This is a genomic window from Noviluteimonas lactosilytica, assembly GCF_020866925.1.
Lineage (GTDB): Bacteria > Pseudomonadota > Gammaproteobacteria > Xanthomonadales > Xanthomonadaceae > Noviluteimonas > Noviluteimonas lactosilytica.
The window spans coordinates 17,181-42,913 of the sequence record NZ_JAJGAK010000001.1 but is presented as its reverse complement, the minus strand read 5'-3'; the positions used below and the strand labels follow the sequence as shown (position 1 = coordinate 42,913).

The window sequence follows — 25,733 nt, the reverse complement described above, 5'->3', positions numbered from 1 at the left end:
CCGGGCCGCCCTTCGCACAACCCGCCTGCGAACCCCGCGAGCCCGCATGACCAAGTCCGAACTGATCGAGATCCTCTCCGCGCGCCAGGGACACCTGAAGGCGGACGACGTCGATCTCGCGGTGAAGTCCTTGCTGGAAATGATGGGGGCGTCGCTCTCCGGCGGCGAACGCATCGAAATCCGCGGCTTCGGCAGCTTCTCGCTGCACTATCGCCCGCCGCGCCTGGGGCGCAACCCGAAGACCGGCGACTCCGTCGCGCTTCCGGGCAAGCACGTCCCGCACTTCAAACCGGGCAAGGAACTGCGCGAACGCGTCAGCGGCGTGGTCCCGGTAGAACCGGACGCATGACTCTCGGCTAAGCTGGGGCCCGTCCCGGACGCAAGTTCGACCCCGCGAAGGAGCCGCAGAGCCGAATGATCCGCCTGATCCGATTGTTGATCGCACTCGCATGCCTAGCGGCAGGCGTCGTCGTGGGCGCGCTCAATCCGCAAGCCGCCGTACTCGACTTCGGCTTCGCGCAGGCGACGAGTTCGCTGGGCGTGATCGTGATCGTGTCGTTGCTGATCGGCGTCGTCGCCGGCGGGCTCGCGTTGGCGGCGAGCGTCGTCATTCCGTTGCGCAATCGCCTGCGCCGCGCCGAGCGCGTCGATGCGCCGCGCCCGCCTTCCGATCGACAGGGCCCCTGACGCATGCTCCAGTTCGTCGACCAGTGGTTCTGGTTCTTCCTGCTGCTGCCGCTGGCCGCGGCGAGCGGCTGGCTGATCGGCCGACGCGGTGGCGAACGCCACAGCGACACGCAGGTCAGCCGCCTGTCGACGACGTACTTCCGCGGCCTCAATTACCTGCTCAACGAACAGCCCGACAAGGCGATCGAAGTCTTCCTGCGCATCGCCGAGCTCGACAAGGACACGTTCGAAACGCAGGTCGCGCTGGGCCACCTGTTCCGTCGCCGCGGTGAAGTCGACCGCGCGATCCGATTGCACCAGGCGCTCGTGCAGCGTCCCGACCTGTCCGACCAGCAGAAGGTGCAGGCGCTGCTCGCGCTCGGCGAGGACTACATGAAGTCGGGCCTGCTCGATCGCGCCGAAACGGTCTTCAGCGATCTCGTTCGGCTCGACATGCGCGCACCGCAGGCGCTCAAGCACCTGATCGGCATCTACCAGGCCGAACGCGACTGGTCGAAGGCGATCGAGAACGCCACGCGCTTCGAGGACATCACCGGCGAGCCGATGGGCAAGCTGGTCGCGCAATTCGAATGCGAACTCGCCGACCGCCATCGCGCGGCGGGCGAGAACGAAGCCGCGCGCGCCGCTGTCGCGCGCGCCTACGAAGCCGACGCGAACTCCGTCCGCGCGGGCATCCTCGAAGGCCGCATCGAACTCGACGGCGGCAACGAAGCCGCCGCGATCCGCGCCTTCGAACGCGTCGCGCGCATCGATCCCGACTATCTCCCCGAGATCCTCCCGCAGTTGCTGCCGGCCTACGAACACGTGGGCGACCTGTCCGGTGCGCGCAGCTTCCTGAGCGAGATGATCGAACACTATCGCGGCGTCGCCCCCGTGCTCGCGCTGACGCGCATGGTGGAATCCGACGAAGGCGTGTCCGCGGCGCGCGCGTATCTCGCGCAGCAACTCAAGGATCGTCCGTCGGTGCGCGGCGAAGCGGCGCTGATCGACCTGACGCTCGCCGACGGCGGCGATCCCGCCGCGACGCTCGAAGACCTCAAGCACATCACCGACCAGTTGCTCGTGCGCAATCCGAGCTACCGCTGCAATCGCTGCGGCTTCGGCGCACGCGCGCACCACTGGCAGTGCCCGAGCTGCAAGGAGTGGGGATCGATCAAGCCGCTGCTGAACTACGCGGTGGTGTGATGATCGGCGCGTGGTTGTTCGCCAGTCTGCTCGTCAGTGCAAGCCTCACGTGGCTCGCGCGTCGTTACGCGCTGCGCCGCCAGTTGCTGGATGCGCCGGGCGAACGTCGCGCCCATACCGTGCCGACCCCGCGCGGCGGCGGCATCGGGATCGTCGTCGTGCTTGTGCTGGCGGGGGTGTGGTTGCTGGGCGTCGTCGTCGACCGGGTCGAACTCGCCGCGATGCTCGCCGGCCTCGTGATGGTGGCCGGAGTCGGGCTGATCGACGATCACCGTCCGCTTTCCCCGTTCCTGCGCCTGGGCGTGCAGGTCGTCGCCGCGGCCCTGCTGGCCGCCGGCACGTGGCACGCGACCCGTGAACCGATCCTCGCCGGCGGGGCATTCGTGCTGGCGATGGCGCTGACCAACATCTGGAACTTCATGGACGGGATCGACGGGATCGCGACCAGCCAGGCCCTCCTGGTCGCATTGCCGATCGTCGTGCTCGAGGCCGATGCGTGGTCGTGGTGGGCTGCCGCGCTCGCGGCGGCGACGCTCGGCTTCCTCCCGTTCAACTTCCCCAAGGCGCGGATTTTCCTGGGGGATGTCGGCAGCGGTACACTAGGCTTCGCGCTCGCCGCGTTGCTCGTCCATGGGCTCGCGGATGCGCCGTTGACGCATGCATGGCTGTGGGCCTTGCCGCCTTCGGCCTTCCTCGTCGATGCCGGGTTGACGCTCGGCCGCCGCGTGGTGCGCGGTGAACGTTTCTGGGAGCCGCACTCGCAACACGCCTACCAGGCGTGGGCCCGGCGGCTCGGCTCGCACGTGCCGGTGACGTGCGCTTATGCGGGGTGGACCATCGCCTCGATCGTGTTGATGGCCTGGCTCGGCAGTCGCGACCGGGACACGGCGCAGGTGTCTGGATTCATCGCGGCGTGGTATATCGCCGGTGCGGGGATCTGGCTGTCACTGCAGGGGAAAGGAGTGCCGCGGGTGAAGGAAAGCACCGAATGACGAGCTGGCGACCCAATTGGGCGTCGGTCGTTCCGCGCACCGCCGTGTTGGTGCACGACCTCGCCATGGTCTGGCTGAGCTGGAACGGCCTGCGGCTCGTCCGCCACGGCCTTGCCGGCACGCCCGTCGAGATTCCGTCGCTGTGGTCGCCGGAGATGCTGCTCGTGCTCATCGCGCAGGGCCTGGTGCTCTGGCGCGTGGGGCTGTATCGCGGCCTGTGGCGCTTCGCGAGCGTGCCCGACCTGTACAACCTGACGAAAGCCGCGGTGCTCGGCGTCATCGCCATCGCGCTCGGCCTGTTCCTCTACAACCGACTCGCCACCGTTCCGCGCACGGTGCTGTTCCTGTATCCGCTCGCGTTGATCGCGCTGCTCGGCGCGCCGCGGTTGCTGTATCGCATCTGGAAGGAACACACGCTCGCGCGCAATCGTGCCGCGGGCGTGCGCGTGCTGATCCTCGGCGCGGGTCGTGCGGGCGAAGCGCTCGTGCGCGACCTGCGTCGCACCGGCGCCTACGATCCCGTCGGCTTCCTCGACGATGCCGCGCAACTGCGCGGCAGCAAGGTGCAGGGCGTGCCGGTGCTCGGCGAAATCGACAAGGTCGAAGAAGTCGCGCGCGAAACCGCGGCGCGCCTGATCGTCATCGCGATGCCGTCCGTGCACGCCACGCTGCTGCAGCGCGTCGTCGCCGCATGCGAGAACACCGGCCTGCCGTTCCGCATGGTGCCGCGCCTGGACGACATGCTCGAAGGCCGTTCGCAGCCCGGCGAGCTGAAGGAAGTCGCGATCGAGGACCTGCTCGGCCGCAGCCCGGTGATGCCCGACTGGAAAGCGATCCGCGGCTGGCTCGGTGGACGCTCGGTGCTGGTCACCGGCGGCGGCGGTTCGATCGGCGCCGAACTGTGCCGTCAGTGCGCGAAGCACGGCGCACGCCGCGTGGCGATCGTCGAGATCGACGAACTCGCGCTCACCACCACCGTCGCCGCGCTGCAACGCGACTTCCCCGATCTGGACTGCGTGCAGTTGCTCGGCGACTGCGGCGATCCGGCGGTCATCGCGCATGCGCTGCGCCTGTCGGAACCCGATGCGGTCTTCCACGCCGCCGCGTACAAGCAGGTGCCGCTGCTCGAGGAACAACTGCGCGAAGCGGTGCGCAACAACGTCCTCGCCACCGACACCGTTTCGTCGGCGTGCCAGAACGCGGGCGTCGGCACCTTCGTGCTGATCTCCACCGACAAGGCGGTCGATCCGGTCAACGTGCTCGGCGCGACCAAGCGCCTGGCCGAGATGGTGTGCCAATCGCTGGTCGATCGCCGTGCGACGCGCTTCGTCACGGTGCGCTTCGGCAACGTGCTGGATTCGGCGGGCAGCGTCGTGCCGCTGTTCCGCGAACAGATCCGCAAGGGCGGCCCGGTGACGGTCACCGATCCCGAAGTCACGCGCTTCTTCATGACGATCCCGGAAGCCTGCCAATTGATCCTGCAGGCCTCGGCGATCGGCTCGCACGAAGCGGTGTACACGCTCGACATGGGCGACCCGATCGCGATCCGCCTGCTCGCCGAGCAGATGATCCGCCTTGCGGGCAAGCAGCCGGGCCGCGACATCGCCATCGTGTACTCGGGCCTGCGCCCCGGCGAGAAGCTGCACGAAACGCTCTTCCACGCCGACGAGCGATATCGCCCGACGTCGCATCCGAAGATCCTCCAGGCCGAACCGCGCGCGGTGCCGGCCGAAGCCGTGCGCATTTCGATCGCGCAACTGCGCGAGGCCTGTGCGCGCTACGACCTCGATGCGATGTCCGAGCAGCTGCGCGAAGCGGTGCCGGAATTCGCGCCTGCACCCGCCGTGCACGCGCGCGCGGCCACTGTGGTGGCCTTTCCCGCCCGTCACTCCCGCAGGATCTGATGACCCCGAATGCCTCCACGTCTTCCGCCGCGCCGCGCCGCGTGCGCAAGGCGGTGTTTCCCGTTGCCGGCCTCGGCACGCGCTTCCTCCCGGCGACCAAGACGGTGCCGAAGGAAATGCTGCCGATCATCGACAAGCCGCTGATCCAGTACGCCGTCGATGAAGCCATCGAAGCCGGCTGCGACACCCTGGTGTTCATCACCAATCGCTACAAGCACGCGGTCGCCGATTACTTCGACAAGGCCTACGAGCTCGAACACAAGCTGGAGCGCGCAGGCAAGCAGGAACAGCTCGAACTCGTTCGCAACGTGCTGCCCGAAGGCGTGCGCGCGGTGTTCGTCACCCAGGCCGAAGCGCTCGGGCTCGGACACGCCGTGTTGTGCGCGAAGGAAGTGATCGGCGACGAACCATTCGCCGTGTTGCTGCCCGACGACCTGATCTGGAATCGCGGCCCCGGCGCGCTGAAGCAGATGACCGACCACGCCTTCGACACCGGCGCGAGCGTCCTCGCCGTGCAGGACGTGCCGAAGGACAAGACGGGGAGCTACGGCATCGTCGCGACGCAGGACTTCACCGGTCGCAACGGCCGCATCGATGCGATCGTCGAGAAGCCCGACCCGAAAGACGCGCCAAGCACGCTGGCCGTCGTCGGCCGTTACGTGCTCGATCCGCGCATCTTCGCGTTGCTCGAGGAAGTGCGGCCCGGCGCCGGCGGCGAGATCCAGCTCACCGACGCCATCGCCGCGCTGCTGAAGGAGCAGACCGTCGATGCGTATCGCTTCCGCGGCACGCGCTTCGATTGCGGCACGCACATCGGCCTGATCGAAGCCACGATCCGCTACGCGCTCGACCACGAGAAGCTGAGCGAAGCCGCCGCGCGCACGATGCAGAACGCGCTCGACGAACTCGGAGTGGTCGAGCTCAAGTAACGCGCAGGCGGGCCGGGGAGGCGCGATGTCCCAGGCGGTCACCGAGTTCCTCGTCACGACCGCGCAGGTCGGCGTCGCGCTGGCCGGCTTCTCGGGATTGATCGCGGCCATTCGCACCGCATCGCCGGAAGGCTGGCATCCGCGCGACATCTGGTCGCTCGCATGGATGCTCGGCACGAGCATGGGCGCGTTGATGCTCGCGTTGCTGCCGATGTGGCTGTCGTTGTTCGACTGGTCCGATGCGCGCGTTTATCGACTGGCGAGCGCGATCCTCGCGATCTACACCTTCGTCCTCGGCGGCGTGCTGGCGCGCGCGGGACGTCGCCTCACGCGCAACGGCTATCCGCCGCGCGTGTCGTTCTTCCCGTTCGTGCTCGTGTCGCTGATGGCGCTGTCCGCGGTCGCGGCCGCGATCGGCGCGCTGGGCGGATGGGGCGATGCGCTCGTGGCGGTGTACGCCGGCTGCATCGTCGCGTTGCTGCTCGCCTCGGTGCTGGTGCTGGCGATCTTCCTGGTGTTGCTGGCGCGCATGGCGCGGATCGACTGACGCGCGGGAGAGGCGGGCGCTACGATTCGGCGCCTACGAGAACCGCCACCACGCCCACGCCGACCATGCGAACAACACGGCGGACAGCAGCAACGCAACGTTCGCCGCGATTTCGACGCGACGCGCCCATTCGAGGGCAGGGCGGTCGCGCAACACGCGCACGTCGCGCCAGGTCTTGAGCGCACGCGGCGGGAAGCGGCCTTCGATGCGGCTCGAATGCGCGAGCCGGCGCAGCGACACGCCGAGTGCAGCGGCGGGCACGGCGAGCCCGATGCCCAGCGCAACGAACAAGATGCGCAACCATCGCGCGAGCGTCACGGCATCGCTGCCCGCCAGCGCCGTCGACAGGCTCCCCAGCCACACCTGCAATTGCCAAAGCAGCGCCGCGCAGAGCACGACGACGACTGCGAGCAGCAGTGCGCTGCGGTTGCGATACGAACGATCGGCGCGATGGATTTCCATCGCGCCATCTCACCGTGGGGCGGGCGTCCTGTCCAGTCCGCCCGTCAGCCCGGTTACACCGCTTCGAAGATGCCCGCGGCGCCCATGCCGGTGCCGATGCACATCGTCACCATGCCGAACTTCTGCTGGCGACGACGCAGGCCGTGCACGATCGTCGCCGTACGCACCGCGCCCGTGGCACCGAGCGGATGGCCGAGCGCGATCGCGCCGCCGAGCGGGTTGACCTTCGCGGGATCGAGTTTGCTGTCGCGAATCACCGCCAGCGCCTGCGCGGCGAACGCTTCGTTGAGCTCGATCCAGTCCAGCTGGTCGATAGTGATGCCCGCCTGCTGCAACGCCTTCGGAATCGCGGCGATCGGGCCGATGCCCATCACTTCGGGGCGCACGCCGGCGACCGAGAAGCTGCGGAACTTCGCCAGCGGCGTCAGCCCGTAATCCTTGATCGCCTGTTCGGACGCGAGCAGCACCGCCGCCGCGCCATCGCTCATCTGCGAACTGGTGCCTGCGGTGACCGTTCCGCCGAACTGGCCGTTGCGGAACACCGGCTTGAGCTTGCCCAGGCCTTCCAGCGACGTGTCGGGGCGCGGGCCTTCGTCGAGCTTCACGATGCGGCGCACTTCCCTGATGACGTTGCCGTCGGGAATGTGCGAGACGATCTCGTACGGCGAGATCTCCGCATCGAACTCGCCCGCCTGCATCGCGGCGATCGCCTTCTGGTGCGAGGCCAGCGCGAACGCGTCCTGGTCTTCGCGCGAGACCTTCCATTCCTCGGCGACCTTCTCGGCGGTGATGCCCATGCCGTAGGCGATCGCGATGTGTTCGTTGTCGTTGGCGAACACGGAGGGGCTCAACGCCACCTTGTTGCCCATCATCGGCACCATCGACATCGATTCGGTGCCGCCGGCGAGCATCAGGTCCGCGTGGCCGAGGCGGATCTGGTCCGCCGCGAGCGCGACGGCCTGCAGGCCCGACGAGCAGAAGCGATTGATGGTCTGCGCGGCGATCGTGTTCGGCAGGCCGGCGAGCAGCGCGCCGATGCGCGCGACGTTCATGCCTTGCTCGCCTTCGGGCATCGCGCAGCCGACGATGACGTCGCCGATGCGCGAAGCATCGATCCCCGGCGCCTGCGCGACGACGCTGCGCAGCACGTGCGCGAGCATGTCGTCGGGGCGGGTGTTGCGGAACATGCCGCGCGGCGCCTTGCCGACCGGCGTGCGGGTGGCGGCGACGATGTAGGCCTCTTGTACTTGCTTGCTCATGTTTGTCAGTTCCTCAGCGGCTTGCCGGTCTTGAGCATGTGCGCGATGCGTTCCTGCGACTTCGGCATCTGCGCAAGCGCCACGAAATGTTCGCGCTCCAGGCGCAACAACCATTCCTCGTCGACCAGCGTGCCGCGATCGACCGCGCCGCCGCACAGCACGGTGGCGATGCGAGTGGCGATCTCGTAGTCGTGCGGCGAAATGAAGCGGCCTTCCAGCATGTTGACCAGCATCATCTTGAACGTCGCGATGCCGACATCGCCCGCGACCTGGATGCGGCGCGCCGGCAGCGGCGGGCGATACCCCGCATCGGCCAGGGCGCGCGCCTGCGCGCGTGCGACGTGCAGCAGTTCGAACGCGTTGAACACGACGCCATCGCCTGCGCGCGCGAGCTGCAACTGCTTTGCTTCGAGCGCCGAGGTCGACACCTTGCCCATCGCGACCGATTCGAACGCCGTCTTCAATTGCGCGAACACATCGCCGCCGGGGCCTGCGGCCTCGGAGGCACGCACCGCGAATTCCTTCAAGCCGCCGCCCGCGGGCAGCAAGCCGACGCCGGCTTCGACGAGGCCGACATAGCTTTCGAGCGAGAACACCGAGCGGGCCGCGTGCATCTGGAACTCGCAGCCACCACCGAGCGCCAGCCCGCGCACCGCGGCGACGACCGGCACGAGCGCGTACTTGATGCGCTGGCTGGTGCGCTGGAAGTTCGCGACCATGCCTTCGAAGCCCGCGACATCGCCGGCCTGCAACAGGCCGAGCGCGCCGGCGAGATCCGCACCGGCAGAGAAGGGCTCCTTCGGCTGCCAGATCACGAGACCGCGGAAATCGCGTTCGGCGATCGCGATCGCTTCCTGCAACCCGTTGAGCACGTGATCGTTGACGGTCTGCAGCTTGGTCTTGAAGCCGACCACCGCGATGTCGTCGCCTTCGTCGACCCACATGCGCACGCCGTCGTTCTCGAACACGGTGCGGCCCTGCGAGAACTTCTCGCCGAGCACCGGATCGGGGAAGCGCTGGCGCGCATACACCGGGTTCGACGAGCGCGGCACCATTGCATTGCGCGCGGGGCTGAAGCTGCCCGCGGCGCCATGCACGCCTTCGCGACCATCGAACACCCAGTCGGGCAGCGGTGCGTTGCTCATCGCCTTGTCGGCGACGATGTCTTCGGCGATCCAGTCGGCGACCTGCTTCCAGCCCGCGGCCTGCCAGGTTTCGAACGGGCCGAGCGACCAGCCGTAACCCCAGCGGATCGCGAGGTCGACGTCGCGCGCGGTGTCGGCGATGTCGGCCAGGTGATACGCGCTGTAATGGAACGTGTCGCGGAAGCAGCTCCACAGGAACTGCGCCTGCGGATGCTCGCTCGCGCGCAGGGCGGCGAACTTCTTCGCCGGGTCGCGTTCCTTCAGCAGTTCGGCGACGGAGGCATCGAGGTCGCCCGCGCTCGCGCGATAGTCCTGCTGCGCGATGTCGACGACGAGGATGTCCTTGCCGCGCTTGGTGTAGAAACCCGCGCCGGTCTTCGCGCCGAGCGCGCCCTTGGCCACGAGCGCCTGCAGCCACTCGGGCGCGGCGAAGTACGCGTGCCACGGATCGTTCGGCAGCGTATCCGCCATCGTCTTGATGACGTGCGCCATCGTGTCGAGACCGACGACGTCGGCGGTGCGATAGGTCGCCGACTTCGGTCGGCCGATCGCGGGGCCGGTCAGCGCATCGACCGTGTCGAAGCCAAGGCCGAGCCGCTGCGTGTGGTGCATCGCCGCGAGCATCGAGAACACACCGATGCGGTTGCCGATGAAGTTCGGCGTGTCCTTCGCGTACACGACGCCCTTGCCGAGCGTGGTGACGAGGAACGATTCCAGGCCTTCGAGGATGTCGGCGTCGGTGGTCGTCGCCGGGATGAGCTCGGCCAGGTGCATGTAACGCGGCGGATTGAAGAAGTGCACGCCGCAGAAGCGATGGCGCAGTGCTTCGGGCAGAACGCCTGCGAGCGCGTTGATGCCCAGGCCCGAGGTGTTGCTCGCAAGCACGGCGTGGTCGGGCACGAAGTCGGCGATCTTGCGGTAGAGGTCCTGCTTCCAGTCCATGCGCTCGGCGATCGCTTCGATCACCAGGTCGCAGTCGCGCAGCAACTCGAGGCCGGTGTCGTAATTCGCCGGGGTGATGCGATCGGCGAGCGCCTTGTCGGCGAGCGGAGCGGGGGAGAGCTTCGCGAGGTTGGCGATGGCTTTCATCGCGATGCCGTCGGGCGGACCTTCCTTCGACGGCAAATCGAACAGCACCGTATCCACGCCGGCATTGGTCAGGTGCGCGGCGATCTGCGCGCCCATCACGCCAGCGCCGAGCACGGCGGCCCGGCGTACAAGCAGTTTCTTCGACATGTTGCGTAAGCCCTTGAAAGGGAAAACGAAAGAGGGGGAACTTAAAGGGTTGCGTTAACTCGGTGCGGGATCAGCTCTTGAAACCCGCCGCGGCGAAGCGGATCAGCTCCTTCGCCGCGTGTTCGCGATGCGCGGCCTCGGAGACGCCCGACGGCCGCTTGATCAGGCCGAAGTCGGCCATCGCGTAAGTCAGCGCGCCGGACAGGAAGTCCAGGCGCCAGTACAGCGCTTCCTTGGTCAGGCCCGGCATGCAGCCGGCGATCGCCTTGGCGAAATCGCGCAGGACATGCCCGTATTGATCGGAGAGGAACTTGCGCAGGCCGTCGTTCTTCTCGGCGTAGGCGCGCGCGATCACGCGGATGAACGCGCCGCCGCCGTGACGGTCCTGCGCCATCGCCAGCGCCGGTTCGACGAACGCGGCGAGGATCGGTTCAAGTTCGCCCGGATGTTCCTTTACCGCGGCCTTGAGCGCGCGGAGGCGGTGTTCGCTCATGTCGTCCATGCGGCGGCGGAAGACCTCGTTGACGAGGTTCTCCTTGCTGCCGAAGTGGTAGTTGACCGCCGCGATGTTCACGTCCGCGCGGCTCGTGACCTGACGCAGGGATGTACCGGCGAAACCGTATTGGGCGAAGAGCTCCTCGGCGGCGCCGAGGATGCGGTCCTTGGTGGAAAAGTGCGCGGTCGTCGTCATTTTTCGAAAGAGTTCAAACAGTTGGTTCAAACGCGTGTTCGATCCTAGTCCGTACGCAGGAGTATCGTCAAACCGTCGGTCACGCGACGTTGCGTTCCACGCGTGCATGACGCGCATGCATTGGCTAGAATTGCCGCCAGCCATATCGGCTAAACCCGCGTTCCGTCGCGGGTTTTTCTGTTATCCTCGGGCCCGCGCGAATACCGTCGCGGCCCGCCTTGCCCGGAGAGTTTCCACATGGCGCTGGAGCGCACCCTGTCGATCATCAAGCCCGATGCCGTTGCCAAGAACGTCGTCGGCGAAATCTATTCCCGCTTCGAGAAGGCCGGCCTGAAGGTCGTCGCCGCGAAGATGAAGCAACTGTCGAAGCAGGAAGCCGAAGGTTTCTATGCGGTCCACCGCGAGCGTCCGTTCTTCGGCGCGCTGGTGAACTTCATGATCTCCGGTCCGGTGATGATCCAGGTGCTCGAAGGCGAGAGCGCGGTGCTGAAGAACCGCGACCTGATGGGCGCCACCAACCCGAAGGACGCGGCTGCCGGCACGATCCGCGCCGACTTCGCCGACTCGATCGACGCCAACGCCGTGCACGGTTCGGACTCGCTCGAGAACGCGGCGATCGAAGTCTCGTACTTCTTCCCCGCCACCGACGTCTACGCCCGCTAAGTGAACGACGCGATCGCCAAGAAGCAGAACCTGCTCGACCTCGATCGCGAGGGCCTGGAGCGCTTCTTCGCCGAGACTCTCGGCGAGAAGCGTTTCCGCGCGCACCAGGTGATGAAGTGGATCCATCACCGCTACGTCACCGACTTCGCCGAAATGACCGACCTGGGCAAGGCGCTGCGCGCCAAGCTCGAAGAGGCGGCGGAGATCGTGGTGCCGAAGGTGCAGTTCGAGAAGCCTTCCGCCGACGGCACGCACAAGTGGCTGCTCGGCATGGATGGCGGCAACGCCATCGAGACGGTGTTCATTCCCGACAAGGGGCGCGGCACGCTGTGCGTGTCCTCGCAGGTGGGCTGCGCGCTCAACTGCACGTTCTGCTCGACCGCGACGCAGGGCTTCAACCGCAACCTGTCGACGGCCGAGATCATCGGCCAGGTCTGGGTGGCCGCGCGCCACCTCGGCAACGTGCCGCACCACCAGCGCAAGCTCACCAACGTCGTGATGATGGGAATGGGCGAGCCGCTGGCCAACTTCGACAACGTCGTGCGCGCGATGAACGTGATGCGCGACGACCTGGGCTTCGGCCTGGCCAACAAGCGCGTGACGCTGTCGACCGCCGGCATGGTGCCGATGATCGACAAGCTCGGTGAAGTCTGCGACGTCTCGCTCGCCGTCTCGCTGCATGCGCCCAACGACGAGTTGCGCAGCGAGCTCGTCCCGCTGAACAAGAAGTACCCGATCGCCGAGCTCATGGACTCGTGCGTGCGCTACGCCGCGCGCAAGAAGGGCACGTCGATCACCTTCGAATACACGTTGATGAAGGGCGTCAACGACCAGCCGCAGCATGCGAAGCAGCTGGCGCGGTTGATGCACAAGTTCGACAATGCCGTGCAGATGAAGGACGCGGCCAAGGTCAACCTGATTCCCTTCAATCCCTTCCCGGGCACGCGCTTCGAGCGTTCGCCGGAAGAAGACATCCGCGCGTTCCAGAAAACCTTGCAGGAAGCGCGCGTGCTGGCGACGGTGCGACGCACCCGCGGCGACGACATCGACGCTGCGTGCGGCCAGCTCAAGGGGCAGGTGCTCGATCGCACCAGGCGCCAGGCGGATTTCCGCAAGCGCCTTGCCGAACAGGGGATCGGCGATGCGGCGGCGTGACGCCGTCGCGCTCGCAGTCCTGGTGGCCCTTGCCGGGGCCGGTTGTTCGCGCGTCGCTTTCATCAAGACCGACCCGTCCCGCGGGGATTTCGAGCGCACGTCCGAACCGGTCGTCGTGCACGAAACCGCCGAGGGCAAGCAGCGCCAGACCGCGCGCAATTCGCTGACGCTGTCCGAGGAACGCCTGCGCACCGGCGACTTCGCCGCCGCCGAAAAGTACGCGCGCAAGGGGCTCGCTGTCGATCCGAATTCCGCCGCGGCCAACACGATGGTCGCCGTCGCGGTGGACGCGCAGGGCCGTGCGCAGGAAGCCGGCGGTTACTACCTGCGCGCCACCGAGATCGCACCGAAAGACGGTCGCGCGCTCAACAACTACGGCACCTGGCTGTGCGCGAACGGTCGTGCGAAGGAATCGCTCGACTGGTTCGACCGCGCGCTGCAGGACCCGACTTACACGACGCCCGCCGCGGCAATGGCGAACGCGGGCCGCTGCGCGCTCGACGCCGGCGACAGCACGCGCGCCGAGCGCGACCTGCGCATGGCGATCGACGCGGATCCGACGAATGCCGTGGCGCTCGACGCGCTCGCGCGACTGAATTTCCAGGGTGGTCGTTACATGGAAGCGCGCGCGTTCTCCGAGCGCCGTTTGTCCGCTGCACCCGCGAGCGCCGAGGCGCTCCTACTTGCGTCACAAATCGAAGACAAACTCGGCGACAGCGCCGCGGCGTCGCGTTACGGTCGCCGCCTGAGGGAGGAGTTCCCCGGTGCTGCGTTGGGGAACGCAGGGGGATCGAAGTCGCCATGAAAAGCGAACACGAGCACGCACCCGATAAAAACGCGCAAGACGCCTACGCGCACGGCGGCGAGCCGGGTGTCGGCGCGCGTCTGCGCAAGGCGCGCGAGGCCGCGGGCCTGTCGATCGAAGACGTGTCCGAACGCCTGAAGATGCCGGTGCGCGTCGTGCAGGCGCTCGAAGCCGAAGAGTGGAGTCGCCTCGGTGCGCCGGTCTTCGTGCGCGGCCAGTTGCGCAGCTATTCGCGCCTGCTCGGCCTGGTGACCTCGACCACGATCGCCGCATCGGGCATCGCGCCCATCGAACCCACGCCCATCGTGGCGCGCAGCTACACGCCGCGCACGAAGCGCCTGGTGGAGCAGGGCACGCGTCGCCTCGTCTACATCGTGCTGACCGCCGCGATCGTCGTGCCCGTGTGGCTGGCGACCAAGCCGCACCTCATGGGCCGCAACGACGAGGCGACGGTGCAGTCGCTCGACGCACCGGCGCCCAGCGCGGCGGTGGCCGTCGATGCGCCGGGACAGAACGACGCGCCCGTCGCGCAGGAACCCACCGTCGTCGCCTCGATGACGCCGACGCTGTCGCCGCGCCAGGCCGCCGCAGGCGACGCACTGGTGCTGCGCCTCACGGGCGACAGCTGGGTGCAGGTCCTCGCGACCGATGGCCGCACGCTCGAAAAAGGCCTCCTCTCCGCGGGGCAGGTCCGGACCTTCAAGTCCAGCGAAGTAGGCCGCATCACGCTGGGCAATGCCTCGGCGGTGATGGTCCAGCGCGGCGATCGCGCACTGGACACGGCGCCGTTCCGCCGAGCGAACGTCGCGCGCTTTACGGTATCCTCTGACGGCTCCCTGGCGCCGGTCCGCGACTGACGCGCGGGTAGTCCGCGAGCCGGGCTGCGGCGTAGTGCAACGCACGCGCTCGCGTGCGGTCCATCGCACTTCGTCCCCCTTAGCCCAAGAGGCAGCATGGTCGACCATTTGCTCGACGAGCACGAACAAAGCGAACGCGTCCGCGGTTGGCTGCGCCAGAACGGCGCCGGCCTGATCGCCGGCATCGCACTGGGCCTGGCCGTGATCGGCGGCTGGAACTGGTGGCAGCAGCACCAGGCAGGCCAGCGCGCCCAGATGGGCCAGCAGTACGCATCGGTCGTCGCCGCGCTCGGCGCGAACGACGTCAAGAAGGCGAGCGCGGAATACGCGAAGTTCGCAAAACAGGATTCCGACTACGCAGCGCTTGCGGGCATGCAGCTCGCGCGTGCGCAGGTCGACGCGGGCGACCGCGACGCCGCCATCGCGACGCTCCGTGGCGTGCAGTCGAAGGACGCGGCGATCATGTCGGTCGTGCGTTCGCGCACCGCGCGCCTGTTGCTCGACGCGGGCAAGGCGCAGGAAGCGCTGGCGCTGCTCGGCGACAAGCCCGAAGGCGCCGCCGCGATCGAAGCGCGCGGCGATGCGCTTTACGCGCTCGGCAAGATCGAAGAAGCGCGCGCGGCATACGCGCAGGCGCTGGTGAAACTGGACGTTGCGACGCCTGCGCGGCGCCTCGTCGAACTCAAGCTTATCCAGGTCGGTGGCACTCCGGCCGGTCCGGAGGCCCGTAGCTGATGCGCAACCGTCACACGATCCAGCGCGTCGCGCTGGTGCTCGCCTGCGTCGTCGTCCTCGGCGGCTGCACCACGATCAAGGGCTGGTTCGGCGCGAAGGACGACAAGAAGGCGGCCGAACCCGCCGAACTCGTCGACCTCACGCCCACCGTCAACGTGTCGAAGATGTGGTCGGTCGATGCCGGCGACGGCGAAGGCAACACCGGCGTCCGCCAGGGGCCTGTCGTGTCCGACGGCCGCGTCTTCGTCGCCGCGATCGATGGCGGCGTGCGCGCCTTCGACCTCCAGACCGGTGCGCAGCAGTGGGTCTACGAACCCGAAGAAATCGAAGACAAGCCGCGCGTGCGCCTGTCCGGCGGTCCCGGCGCGGGCAGCGGCCTGGTCGCGGTCGGCGGGCTCGACGGCGAAGTGATCGTGCTCGACGCCGCGAGCGGCGCCGAGAAGTGGAAGGGCCGGGTCGGCGCCGAAGTGATCGCAGCGCCGGTCATCGCCGATGGTCTCGTGTTCGTGCGCAGCAACGACGGCCGCGTCACCGCGTTCGACGCCGCATCGGGCCAGCGTCGCTGGTTCTGGTCGCGCGACCTGCCGTCGCTCACCGTGCGCGGCAACGATTCGGTCCTGGTGGGCCCGGGCTTCGTGTTCGTCGGCAACGACGACGGCACGCTCGTCGCGCTGTCCGAACAGGACGGCCGCCTGCTGTGGGAACAGGCCGTCGCGCAGCCCGAAGGCCGCAGCGAACTCGATCGCATGGCCGACATCGACGGCGCGCCCGTGCTCGACGGCACGACGATCTTCGCCTCGAGCTTCAAGAACCAGACGATGGCGATCGACGGCCCGACCGGCCGTCCGATCTGGCAGCGCGAGAACGGCGGCGCGGGCCGCGTCGGCAGCGCGGGCGATCGCGTCGTCGTCGCCGATCCGGCCGGCACCGTGTGGGCGATCGACAAGGCCACCGGCGGTTCGCTGTGGTCGCAGCCGGGCCTGGCGCGTCGCAGCCTGACGGGCGTGGCGGTGCAGGGCGATTACGCCGTCGTCGGCGACTTCGACGGCTACGTGCATTGGCTGCGCCTGGACAACGGCCAGTTCGCCGCGCGCATGCGCGTGGGCGGCGAAGCGGTCAAGGCCGCGCCGGTCGTCGCCGACGGCGTGCTGCTCGTGCAGAACATCGACGGCGAGGTCAGCGCCTTCCGCCTCCAATAAAGGCAAACGGGCGAACCCAGCATGCTTCCTCTCGTTGCCCTGGTGGGCCGCCCGAACGTCGGCAAGTCGACGCTGTTCAACGGACTGACGCGCACGCGCGATGCACTCGTGCACGACGAACCCGGCGTCACCCGCGATCGCAACTACGGCGTGTGCCGCCTGGATCCCGAGCGCCCGTTCGTGCTCGTCGACACCGGCGGCATCGCCGGCATCGAAGAAGGCCTCGCCGGCGCCACCGCGCGCCAGTCGCGCGCGGCCGCCGAAGAAGCGGATGTGGTCCTCTTCATCGTGGATGGTCGCGAAGGCGCGTCCGCGCTCGACGACGAGATCCTCGCGTGGCTGCGCAAGATCGACACGCCCACGTTCCTGGTCGTCAACAAGATCGACGGCCTCGACGTCCAGGCCGCGCTCAACGACTTCGCGCGCTACGGCTTCAAGGACGTGCTCGCGGTGTCGTCGTCGCACAAGACCGGCATCGACACGCTGCTCGCGCGCACGCTCGCCGTGTTGCCGAAGGACGGCGACGCCGAGATCCTCGACGACGATCCGGAGCGCATGCGCCTGGCGTTCGTCGGCCGCCCGAACGTCGGCAAGTCGACGCTGGTCAATCGCATCCTCGGCGAAGAACGGATGATCGCCTCCGACGTGCCGGGCACGACGCGCGATTCGATCGCCGTCGACCTCGAGCGCGACGGTCGCAAGTACCGCCTGATCGACACCGCCGGCCTGCGTCGCAAGGGGCGCGTGGAGGAAGCGGTGGAGAAGTTCTCCATCGTCAAGACGCTGCAGGCGATCGAACAGTGCCAGGTCGCGGTGATCATGCTCGACGCCAGCGAAGGCGTGACCGAGCAGGACGCAAGCGTGCTCGGCGCGGTGCTCGACTCCGGCCGCGCGCTCGTCGTCGCGGTCAACAAGTGGGACCACCAGACCGATTACCAGCGCCAGCAGACCGAAGCGCTGCTGGCGCGCAAGCTCTCGTTCGTCGACTGGGCCGAAGCGGTGCGCATCTCCGCGCTGCACGGTTCGGGCCTGCGCGAGTTGTTCAAGGCGGTGCATCGCGCGCACGCCTCGGCGACGCGCCAGTTCAGCACCGCCGAGATCACGCGCGCGCTGGAAGTCGCCTACGAAACCAATCCGCCGCCGGTCGTGCGCGGCCACGTCGCCAAGCTGCGCTTCGCGCATCCGGGTGGCGAGAACCCGCCGACCTTCATCGTGCATGGCACGCGCCTGCGCACGCTGTCGGATTCGTATCGCCGGTATCTCGAGAACTTCTTCCGCAAGCGCTTCAAGCTCGTGGGCACGCCGGTGCGTTTCGTCTTCAAGGAAGGCGAGAACCCGTACAAGGACAAGCCGAAGGGCCCGCTGAGCCAGCGCCAGGTCGCGAAGAAGCGCCGCCTGATGCGGCACGTCAAACGCGGCAAGTGATCGCCGTGCAAGCGAGCGCGCCACGGTGATCGCCCCGCGCGACATCGCGCTCGGGATCCTCGCCGGTGGTCGCGGCACGCGGCTCGGCGGATGCGACAAGGCGTGGATCGTGCGTGGCGGCGTGCCGCAGGTGCAGCGGCTCGCGCAGCGATTCGAACGCGACGTGTCGCAGGTGCTGGTCAGCGCGAACCGCGATCTCGCGCGATTCGAATCCCTCGGTTACATCGCGGTGCCGGATCGCACGCCGGACCTCGGCCCCATCGGTGGTCTCGATGCGCTCGCCGCCGCGTGCACGACGCCGTGGATGCTCACCGTTCCCGTCGATCTCGTCTTCGTCAACGATTGCCTGGTCGCGACGCTCGAAAGCGCCGGCGGGCAGGGCGCGAGCATCGAGGACGACGATGGCGTGCAACCGCTGGTCGCGCTCTGGAACGTCGAAGCGCTGCGCAAGGCGCTGGCTTCGCGCGACGCGGACGACCTGGCCATCCAATCCCTGCAACACACGATGTCGATGCCGCGCATCCGCCTCCAAGGCGTGCGCTTCGGCAACCTCAACACGCCCGACGACCTCGCGGCCGCCGGCGCCACGCTGCCCTGACATGCGCGACGACCCCATGCGCGACAACACCTTCCCGACCCAACTCACGTTCGACGAAGCCCGGTCGATCGTCGACACGATCGCCGCGGCGAACCGCCTTCCGACCGAACGACTCGCGATAGCGCGCACGCACCAGCGCATCCTCGCGCAGGACGTGATCGCACCGATGCCGCTGCCGCCGTTCGACAACAGCGCGATGGACGGCTACGCAGTGCGCCACGCGGATGTCGCCGCGGGTGAAACGACGCTGCGCCTGGTCGGCGAACAATTCGCCGGCCGCGCGCTCGGCCTGCGCGTCGGCGAAGGCGAATGCGTGCGCATCACCACCGGCGCACCGATGCCGGAGGGCGCGGACACCGTCGTCATCCGCGAAGTCGTTCGCGTCGATGGCGAGAACATCGCGATCCCCGCCGGCATCCGCGCGCACGCCAACGTGCGACGCGCGGGCGAAGACGTCCGCACCGGCGATGCGATCCTCGCGCCGGGCCAGGTGCTCACGCCCGCGCGCGTGGCCACCACCGCATCGCTCGGCATCGATCAACTGACCGTTTCCGCGCGCCCGACCGTCGCGGTCTTCACCACCGGCGACGAACTCGTGCCGCCCGGCATGCCGCTCGACCCCGGCCAGATCCACGACAGCAACCGCGAGTTGTTGATGGGCCTGCTGCGCGCCGACGGCCTCGAACCCACCGCGTGGCCCACGCTGCCCGACGATCCCGTGCGCATCGAATCGATGCTGCGCGATGCGGCGTCGAGCTTCGATGTCGTGATCACCTGCGGCGCGGTGTCGGCGGGCGAGAAGGACCACGTGCCCGCGCTGCTCGCCGAGCACGGCCGCGTGCATTTCTGGAAAGTCCGCATGAAGCCGGGCATGCCGTTGTTGTTCGGCGAACTCGATCGCGCGCGGTTCCTCGGTTTGCCGGGCAATCCGGTGTCGGTGTTCGCGACGTATGCGACGCTCGGCCGCCGTCTGCTCGATGGCCTGCAGGGGCGCACCGAACCGCGCCGCCAATTCCGCGCACGCCTGGCCGCCGCGATCGACAAGCCACATGCGCGCCGCGAGTTCATGCGCGGCACGCTCGAAGCAGGCGAGGACGGCACGCTGCGCGTCACGCCCGACGCCGCCACCGGTTCGCATCGCCTGCGCGCCGCGGCAATGGCGGATGTGCTGATCGTCGTGCCCGATGGCCCGCAATCGTTGGCCGTCGGCGATGTCGTCGACGTGCTGCCCTACTGAGAGGCGCCGGGCTTCAACAGGCGCCGGCTTCGATAGGCGCCCACTTCAATAGGCGCATAATCTGCAAATGGCCGTGCACGAACTGACTCCCGCCGACGCGCTTGCGCGACAGCAAGCCGGCGCCCTCCTGGTCGACGTCCGCGACGCGCACGAACGCGCACTGGGCACCGCGCGCGGTGCATTGGGCGTCGCGCGCGGCGAACTGGAAGCCGACCCTGCCACGCATCTCCCCGCGCTCGACGCCGAAATCCTGCTGATCTGCCAGAGCGGTCGACGTTCGCAATTCGCGGCCGACGCACTGGCCGCGCGCGGTTACACGAATCTCGCATCGGTCGTCGGCGGCACGCTCGCGTGGTCTGCCGCGGGCCTGCCGATGGATGCGCCCGAGCTCGACGACGATTTCAGCGATCGTTATTCGCGCCACCTGCGCTTGCCCGAAGTCGGCCTCGCGGGGCAGAAGAAACTCGAAGCGGCGACCGTGCTCGTGATCGGCGCGGGCGGCCTCGGTTCGCCTGCTGCGTATTACCTCGCGGCCGCGGGCGTGGGCACGCTGCGCATCGCCGACGACGACATCGTCGATCGCAGCAACCTGCAACGCCAGATCCTGCACGCGGATGCGCGCATCGGCGTGGCGAAGGTGGACAGCGCACGCGACACGCTCGCCGCGCTCAATCCGCGCGTGCGCATCGAGGCGGTCAACGAACGCGTGACGTCGGACAATGTCGAACGCCTCCTCGAAGGCGTCGATGTCGTCCTCGACGGCGCCGACAACTTCGCCGCGCGCTATCTGCTCAACGACGCCTGCGTGAAACTGGGCAAGCCGCTGGTCTACGGCGCGGTGCATCGCTTCGAAGGGCAGGTCGGCGTGTTCGATGCGGGCCGTCATCGCGGCAGCGCGCCGTGCTATCGCTGCCTGTTCCCCGAACCGCCGCCGCCGGAAGCCGCGCCCAATTGCGCCGAGGCCGGCGTGCTCGGCGTCGTGCCCGGCATCGTGGGCCTGCTGCAGGCGACCGAAACGATCAAGCTGCTGCTCGGCCTCGGCACGCCGATGACGGGCCGCCTGCTGCACATCGATGCACTGGGCCTGCGCTTCCGCGAAACGCGCCTGTCGCCGGACCCCGATTGCCCCGTCTGTCCTCCCGGGCGTGATTTTCCCGGTTACATCGACTATGCGAGGTTTTGCAGCGGGGGCTGACGGTCGGTCCCCGCCACTGGAGCAGGGGAAGGCATGGAAGGCGTTGTCCGCGGTCGATCGAAGTGGGGGATGGCGCTGCTGCTGGCGGCGCTCGGATTCGTTGCATGCAACGCGGCGCGTGCCGCCGAACCCTGCGACATCGCAACACCCCCGGCCACGACCTGGGGCCAGCGCGTGGCCGCGATCGCCTGCGGCGAGCATCGCCTCTGGTACTCGCCGTTCCTCGACGAGAACGGACGCCTGGCGAGCATCAGCATCGCCGAAGCGGAGAACAGCCGATTGAACGACCGCACGACGCCGGCCTGGCGGCGCGTCGTCGATTACTGGAAAGGCACCGGCCTGCTGTACGGCATGAGCGGTCGCCCCGGCGCGAGCGAATGCGGCGTCGGACTCGATGCGTGGCCGGGGTCGGCGGCGTGTCGTGCGTTCGTCGTCGACACGCCTTGGTCGGCGGTGTTCGTCTCCTTCGCGTACATGCGCGCGGGCGTGCCGGGCTTCGCGCCCTCGGCGAGCCATTTCGATTTCGTGCGGCAAGCGATGCGCGGCGGACCCGGCGCGCCGTTGCGCCTGGCCGATCCCGAGCGCGAGGTGCCCGCGGTGGGCGACCTGCTGTGCTTCACGCGTGGGCAATCGATGCCGATCGGGCCCGCGGGTCTGCGCGCGTATGTCGAACGCAACGCCGACATGCTCGCGATGCATTGCGACATCGTCGTGTCGATCGACGACGGCAAGCTCTACGCGGTCGGCGGCAACGTGCTGCAGGGCGTCACGATGCGCACGCTGCACGTCAATCGCCAGGGCACGCTCTGGAACCTGCCGCACAAGACGGGCGCGCCGGCGCTGTGCCGGCCGGGTTCATCCGCGGCGTGCACGTTCAATCGACAGGATTGGGTCGCGCTGATCAAGCTCCAACCGAAGACGCCGGTGCCGCCGCCCGTGCAGAACTGCTGCACGTTGTGTCCGTTGCCGATGCCGCCCGACATGAGACGTTGCCCGGCGCAGCCGACGCCGCTGACGCCGCAAGCGCCCGCGACGCAACCTGCGCCGCTTACTCCTCCGCCGGCGCCTGGCGCTTAGACCGCGGCTTCGCGCGCGGATCCATCTGCACGCCGAGCACGGTGTGGCAGTGGATGCACGAGAAGGTCATCACGCGGCCCTTCGCCGTTTCGTCGACGGTCGCGACCGCCGATTCGATGCGCACGTGCAGCACGCGTTGCCCGCACTTCGGACACTGGCCCTGGTTGATCATCGCGGCGCGCCGACGAACGAAGTCAGCGCGCGCGCATACGTCGCGTCGGTGGCGACGGACGAGTGATCGGCTTGCGGCAGGTCGAGCACGCGCGCCTTGCGACCGAGCGACGCGATGAGTTGGTTGGTGCTCTCCGCCGGCACGACGTCATCGCGGCCCGCACGCACGATCATCAGCGGCCCCTTGTAGGCGTGCAGGTACGTCGCCTGTTCGTAGCGATCCTGCAGCAGCCAGCGCACCGGCAGCCACGGATAGTGCGATTGCGCGACGTTGGCCATGCTGTCGAACGGCGTGACCAGCACGAGCTTGGCCACCGGGCGCTTCGACGCGACGTAACTGGCGACCGCGCTGCCGAGGCTGCGTCCGATCACCACGATCTTCGCGCCGGGTTGGCGCGCCTGCACCTGGTCGTAGACCGCGAGTGCGTCTTCGAGGATGTCGGCTTCCGTCGGCGTGCCTTCGCTCGCGCCGTAACCGCGATAGGGCACGAGGTACGTGCTCGCGTGCGGGAACAACCGCGCGAACTCCTTGCGGCGATCTTCGACGCGTTCGGCGTTGCCGCCGAAATACAGGATCGCGCCAGGCTGCCCGATGTTCACCAGCCAGCCGTTGAGCATCACGCCGTTGCGCGCGATGCCGAAATCGGTCTGCGCCGCGTCGACCTTCGTCATGTGCGGCAAGTACAGCAACTCGCGCTGCTTGGCGTACATCCATCCGCACAGGCCCGCATAGGCGAGGGCAGGGGTGGCGAGCAATGCGACGGTGAGTAGCTTCTTGCGAGTCATGGCTGCACTCCCTTGCGTTGCGCGGCTTCGAAGGCCGCGAGTTGTTCCGCGGTCGCTTCGCGCTGGTGCTTGTCTTTCCATTGTGCGAACGGCTCGCCGTAGATCGCTTCGCGCGCTTCATCCTTCGTCATCGAGATGCCGCGCTGTTCGGCGGCTTCGCGATACCAGTCGGCGAGGCAATTGCGGCAGAAGCCGGCGAGGGTCATCAACTCGATGTTCTGCACGTCGGCACGTTCGTGCACGAGGTGTTCGACGAGACGGCGGAAGGCCGCAGCCTCGATCTGGGTGGACTCGAAATCCTGGTCTGTCATGTCGGGGCCCGGACGATATGTCGCGAGGCTACAACGGGTCGGCAATAATGTCCGGCCCTAATCCACCATATGGCCGGTCGCCAGCGCATGACGATGCCCCCCGCCCGCATCCTCGACGGCAAGCGGATCGCCGAAGACCTCCTCGATTCGCTGGCCGCGCGGGTCGCCGCGCGCGTGGAAGCGGGCAAGCCCCGGCCCGGGCTGGCCGTGGTGCTGGTCGGCAACGACCCGGCCTCGGCGGTCTACGTGCGCAACAAGCGCCGCGCCGCGGAGAAGGTCGGGATCCGCGCGATCGACTACGACCTGCCTGCCGACACGACCGACGCGCAGTTGCTCGACCTCATCGACAGGCTCAACGCCGACCCCGAGGTCCACGGCATCCTCGTCCAGCTGCCCCTGCCGGACCGCCGCGACGCCACCCAGCTGATCCATCGCATCGACCCGCGCAAGGACGTCGACGGCTTCCATCCCGAGAACGTCGGCCACCTGGCCCTGCGCCAGTTCGGCCTGCGCCCGTGCACGCCACGCGGGATCACGACCCTGCTGGCCTACACCGACCGCCCCGTGCGCGGGGCAAGCGCGACGATCGTGGGCGTCTCCAACCACGTCGGCCGCCCGATGGCGCTGGAGCTGCTCATCGCCGGCTGCACGGTCACGACCTGCCACAAGTTCACGCCCCCGCAGGTGCTCGAGGCCTCGGTCCGCAACGCCGACATCCTCGTCGTCGCGGTCGGCCGCCCCTGCCTCATCCCCGGCGAATGGGTGAAGGACGGCGCGGTCGTGATCGACGTGGGCATCAACCGCCTCGACGACGGGCGCCTGGTCGGCGACGTCGGCTTCGAAGCGGCCGCGCAGCGGGCCAGCTGGATCACGCCGGTGCCGGGTGGGGTAGGGCCGATGACCGTTGCGACGCTCATGCAGAACACACTGGAGGCAGCAGAGGCATCAGTGGACGCCTGAAACGGGTTAGAATGTCGCGCTTCCCGCACACGGGCAGCCCAATGCTCCGCATCCAGGCCGAAGCGCTTACCTTCGACGACGTCTCCCTCGTCCCCGCGCATTCCACGGTCCTCCCGAAGGACGTCTCCCTCTCCACGCGACTCACGCGCAACCTGCGCCTGAACCTGCCGATCGTTTCGGCCGCGATGGACACCGTCACCGAAGCACGCCTCGCCGTCACCATGGCGCAACTCGGCGGCATCGGCATCCTGCACAAGAACATGTCGGTCGAACGCCAGGCGGCGGAAGTCGCGCGGGTGAAGAAGTTCGAAGCCGGCGTGATCAAGGAACCCTTCACCGTCGGCCCCGAGGCCACGATCGGCGAAGTGCTGCGACTCACGCGCGCACGCAACATCTCCGGCGTGCCGGTGGTCGAGAACGGCCAGCTGATGGGCATCGTCACCGGGCGCGACATGCGCTTCGAGAAGAAGCTCGACGATCCGGTCCGCCACATCATGACCAAGAAGGATCGGCTCGTGACGGTGCGCGAGGGCGCGAGCGATGACGAAGTGCTGCAGCTGCTGCACAAGCACCGCATCGAGAAAGTGCTCGTGGTCAATGACGGCTTCGAATTGCGCGGCCTGATCACCGTCAAGGACATCCAGAAGAAGCAGGACAACCCGAACGCCGCGTACGACCCGAGCGAACGCCTGCTCGTCGGCGCCGCGGTCGGCGTCGGCGGCGACACGGAGCAGCGCATCGAAGCGCTCGTCGCCGCGGGCGTGGACGTGATCATCGTCGACACCGCGCATGGTCATTCGCAGGGCGTGCTCGATCGCGTGGCGTGGGCGAAGAAGACGTTCCCGAAGCTCGAAGTCATCGGCGGCAACATCGTCACCGGCGACGCGGCGCTCGCGTTGATGGACGCTGGCGCGGACGCGGTGAAGGTCGGCGTCGGCCCCGGTTCGATCTGCACCACGCGGATAGTGGCAGGCGTCGGCGTGCCGCAGATCACCGCGGTCGACATGGTCGCCGAGGCGTTGCAGAACCGCATCCCGCTGATCGCCGACGGCGGCATCCGCTACTCGGGCGACATCGGCAAGGCGATCGTCGCCGGCGCATCCAGCGTGATGATCGGCGGCCTGTTCGCCGGCACCGAGGAATCGCCGGGCGAAACCGAACTCTTCCAGGGCCGCAGCTACAAGAGCTATCGCGGCATGGGCTCGCTGGGCGCGATGGAGAAGGGGTCGAAGGACCGCTACTTCCAGGACGCCAGCGACGCCGACAAGCTCGTGCCCGAAGGCATCGAAGGCCGCGTGCCGTATCGCGGCCCGCTCAGCGGCGTGGTGCACCAGCTCGCCGGCGGTCTGCGCGCGACGATGGGTTACGTCGGCTGCGCGACGATCGACGAAATGCGCACCAAGCCGTCCTTCGTGAAGGTCACCGCCGCCGGCACGCGCGAGTCGCACGTGCACGACGTGCAGATCACGAAGGAACCGCCGAACTACCGCGCTTCCTGATCCACAACGCGCCGGCTTCGTGC

The 25,733-nt window shown here is 68.2% G+C and carries 27 protein-coding genes; 20 read left to right on the top strand and 7 right to left on the bottom strand.

Annotated features, from left to right (window positions below; genetic code table 11):
- The first annotated feature begins 46 nt into the window (after positions 1–46).
- The 7 genes from LK996_RS00215 (at position 47) to LK996_RS00185 (ending at position 6,244) form a co-directional block, all read left to right on the top strand.
- A complete protein-coding gene (locus LK996_RS00215) occupies positions 47–349 on the top strand; it encodes an integration host factor subunit beta (RefSeq protein ID WP_036168855.1) in 303 nt (100 codons plus the stop codon).
- 65 nt (positions 350–414) lie between these two features.
- On the top strand, positions 415–687 hold the full coding sequence (locus tag LK996_RS00210; RefSeq protein ID WP_230525167.1) for a LapA family protein: 273 nt from the start codon (positions 415–417) through the stop codon (positions 685–687).
- 3 nt (positions 688–690) lie between these two features.
- A complete protein-coding gene (gene lapB, locus LK996_RS00205) occupies positions 691–1,872 on the top strand; it encodes a lipopolysaccharide assembly protein LapB (RefSeq protein ID WP_230525166.1) in 1,182 nt (393 codons plus the stop codon).
- Complete coding sequence (locus LK996_RS00200; RefSeq protein ID WP_425493726.1) at positions 1,872–2,864, top strand: MraY family glycosyltransferase; 993 nt, start codon at positions 1,872–1,874, stop codon at positions 2,862–2,864. Before lapB ends, LK996_RS00200 begins: the two co-directional genes overlap by 1 nt.
- Positions 2,861–4,768 carry a nucleoside-diphosphate sugar epimerase/dehydratase gene (locus LK996_RS00195; RefSeq protein WP_230525164.1) on the top strand — a complete coding sequence of 636 codons (1,908 nt, stop codon included), beginning with the start codon at positions 2,861–2,863 and terminating at the stop codon, positions 4,766–4,768. Before LK996_RS00200 ends, LK996_RS00195 begins: the two co-directional genes overlap by 4 nt.
- Entirely contained in the window at positions 4,768–5,697 is a 930-nt protein-coding gene (galU, locus tag LK996_RS00190) for a UTP--glucose-1-phosphate uridylyltransferase GalU (RefSeq protein ID WP_230525163.1), read from the top strand. Before LK996_RS00195 ends, galU begins: the two co-directional genes overlap by 1 nt.
- Before the next feature lie 25 nt (positions 5,698–5,722).
- Complete coding sequence (locus LK996_RS00185; RefSeq protein ID WP_230525162.1) at positions 5,723–6,244, top strand: hypothetical protein; 522 nt, start codon at positions 5,723–5,725, stop codon at positions 6,242–6,244.
- A 33-nt stretch (positions 6,245–6,277) separates the two neighbouring features.
- On the opposite strand, the gene LK996_RS00180 is transcribed toward LK996_RS00185, so the two are convergent.
- From LK996_RS00180 to LK996_RS00165, 4 genes are all read right to left on the bottom strand, one after another.
- On the bottom strand, positions 6,278–6,706 hold the full coding sequence (locus LK996_RS00180) for a hypothetical protein (RefSeq protein WP_230525161.1): 429 nt from the start codon (positions 6,704–6,706) through the stop codon (positions 6,278–6,280).
- 53 nt (positions 6,707–6,759) lie between these two features.
- Positions 6,760–7,965 (bottom strand): acetyl-CoA C-acyltransferase, encoded by a 1,206-nt coding sequence (locus tag LK996_RS00175; RefSeq protein WP_230525160.1) that lies wholly within the window; start codon positions 7,963–7,965, stop codon positions 6,760–6,762.
- Between the two features lie 5 nt (positions 7,966–7,970).
- Entirely contained in the window at positions 7,971–10,346 is a 2,376-nt protein-coding gene (locus tag LK996_RS00170) for a 3-hydroxyacyl-CoA dehydrogenase/enoyl-CoA hydratase family protein (protein WP_230525159.1), read from the bottom strand.
- A gap of 70 nt (positions 10,347–10,416) precedes the next feature.
- Entirely contained in the window at positions 10,417–11,037 is a 621-nt protein-coding gene (locus tag LK996_RS00165; protein ID WP_230526796.1) for a TetR/AcrR family transcriptional regulator, read from the bottom strand.
- A 237-nt stretch (positions 11,038–11,274) separates the two neighbouring features.
- Here LK996_RS00165 and ndk point away from each other — a divergent pair, with 237 nt between their 5' ends.
- From ndk to LK996_RS00110, 11 genes are all read left to right on the top strand, one after another.
- On the top strand, positions 11,275–11,700 hold the full coding sequence (gene ndk / locus LK996_RS00160; protein WP_230525158.1) for a nucleoside-diphosphate kinase: 426 nt from the start codon (positions 11,275–11,277) through the stop codon (positions 11,698–11,700).
- Positions 11,701–12,855 carry a dual-specificity RNA methyltransferase RlmN gene (gene rlmN, locus LK996_RS00155; protein WP_230525157.1) on the top strand — a complete coding sequence of 385 codons (1,155 nt, stop codon included), beginning with the start codon at positions 11,701–11,703 and terminating at the stop codon, positions 12,853–12,855. It begins immediately after the preceding gene.
- 22 nt (positions 12,856–12,877) lie between these two features.
- Positions 12,878–13,660: a type IV pilus biogenesis/stability protein PilW gene (gene pilW, locus LK996_RS00150; protein WP_230525156.1), complete on the top strand. Its 783-nt coding sequence runs from the start codon at positions 12,878–12,880 to the stop codon at positions 13,658–13,660.
- Positions 13,657–14,517: a helix-turn-helix domain-containing protein gene (locus tag LK996_RS00145; protein ID WP_230525155.1), complete on the top strand. Its 861-nt coding sequence runs from the start codon at positions 13,657–13,659 to the stop codon at positions 14,515–14,517. Before pilW ends, LK996_RS00145 begins: the two co-directional genes overlap by 4 nt.
- A gap of 96 nt (positions 14,518–14,613) precedes the next feature.
- Complete coding sequence (locus tag LK996_RS00140; RefSeq protein ID WP_230525154.1) at positions 14,614–15,252, top strand: YfgM family protein; 639 nt, start codon at positions 14,614–14,616, stop codon at positions 15,250–15,252.
- Positions 15,252–16,451 (top strand): outer membrane protein assembly factor BamB, encoded by a 1,200-nt coding sequence (gene bamB / locus LK996_RS00135; protein WP_230525153.1) that lies wholly within the window; start codon positions 15,252–15,254, stop codon positions 16,449–16,451. The genes LK996_RS00140 and bamB overlap by 1 nt, the downstream gene beginning before the upstream one ends.
- Positions 16,452–16,472: 21 nt before the next feature.
- Positions 16,473–17,876, top strand: a complete 1,404-nt coding sequence (gene der, locus LK996_RS00130) for a ribosome biogenesis GTPase Der (RefSeq protein ID WP_230525152.1) — start codon at positions 16,473–16,475, stop codon at positions 17,874–17,876.
- A gap of 25 nt (positions 17,877–17,901) precedes the next feature.
- On the top strand, positions 17,902–18,474 hold the full coding sequence (mobA, locus tag LK996_RS00125; protein WP_230525151.1) for a molybdenum cofactor guanylyltransferase: 573 nt from the start codon (positions 17,902–17,904) through the stop codon (positions 18,472–18,474).
- A gap of 1 nt (position 18,475) precedes the next feature.
- The gene (locus LK996_RS00120; protein ID WP_425493686.1) at positions 18,476–19,711 is read left to right on the top strand and encodes a molybdopterin molybdotransferase MoeA; all 1,236 of its coding nucleotides are present in this window, start codon (positions 18,476–18,478) and stop codon (positions 19,709–19,711) included.
- A gap of 67 nt (positions 19,712–19,778) precedes the next feature.
- Positions 19,779–20,906, top strand: coding sequence for a molybdopterin-synthase adenylyltransferase MoeB (gene moeB, locus LK996_RS00115; protein ID WP_230525150.1), 1,128 nt, complete (start codon positions 19,779–19,781; stop codon positions 20,904–20,906).
- 33 nt (positions 20,907–20,939) lie between these two features.
- A complete protein-coding gene (locus tag LK996_RS00110; RefSeq protein ID WP_230525149.1) occupies positions 20,940–21,983 on the top strand; it encodes a DUF2272 domain-containing protein in 1,044 nt (347 codons plus the stop codon).
- On the opposite strand, the gene LK996_RS00105 is transcribed toward LK996_RS00110, so the two are convergent.
- Genes LK996_RS00105 through LK996_RS00095 form a run of 3 tightly spaced genes read right to left on the bottom strand, consistent with a single transcriptional unit; the run spans position 21,955 to position 23,251 of the window.
- Positions 21,955–22,155 (bottom strand): hypothetical protein, encoded by a 201-nt coding sequence (locus LK996_RS00105; RefSeq protein ID WP_230525148.1) that lies wholly within the window; start codon positions 22,153–22,155, stop codon positions 21,955–21,957. The two genes, LK996_RS00110 and LK996_RS00105, sit on opposite strands and share 29 nt — an antisense overlap.
- Positions 22,152–22,940 (bottom strand): alpha/beta hydrolase, encoded by a 789-nt coding sequence (locus LK996_RS00100; RefSeq protein WP_230525147.1) that lies wholly within the window; start codon positions 22,938–22,940, stop codon positions 22,152–22,154. Before LK996_RS00100 ends, LK996_RS00105 begins: the two co-directional genes overlap by 4 nt.
- Positions 22,937–23,251 (bottom strand): DUF1244 domain-containing protein, encoded by a 315-nt coding sequence (locus LK996_RS00095; RefSeq protein ID WP_230525146.1) that lies wholly within the window; start codon positions 23,249–23,251, stop codon positions 22,937–22,939. The genes LK996_RS00100 and LK996_RS00095 overlap by 4 nt, the downstream gene beginning before the upstream one ends.
- A gap of 87 nt (positions 23,252–23,338) precedes the next feature.
- Here LK996_RS00095 and folD point away from each other — a divergent pair, with 87 nt between their 5' ends.
- A complete protein-coding gene (folD, locus tag LK996_RS00090; RefSeq protein WP_230525145.1) occupies positions 23,339–24,211 on the top strand; it encodes a bifunctional methylenetetrahydrofolate dehydrogenase/methenyltetrahydrofolate cyclohydrolase FolD in 873 nt (290 codons plus the stop codon).
- Between the two features lie 41 nt (positions 24,212–24,252).
- Entirely contained in the window at positions 24,253–25,710 is a 1,458-nt protein-coding gene (gene guaB, locus LK996_RS00085) for an IMP dehydrogenase (protein WP_230525144.1), read from the top strand.
- Positions 25,711–25,733 lie beyond the last annotated feature (23 nt).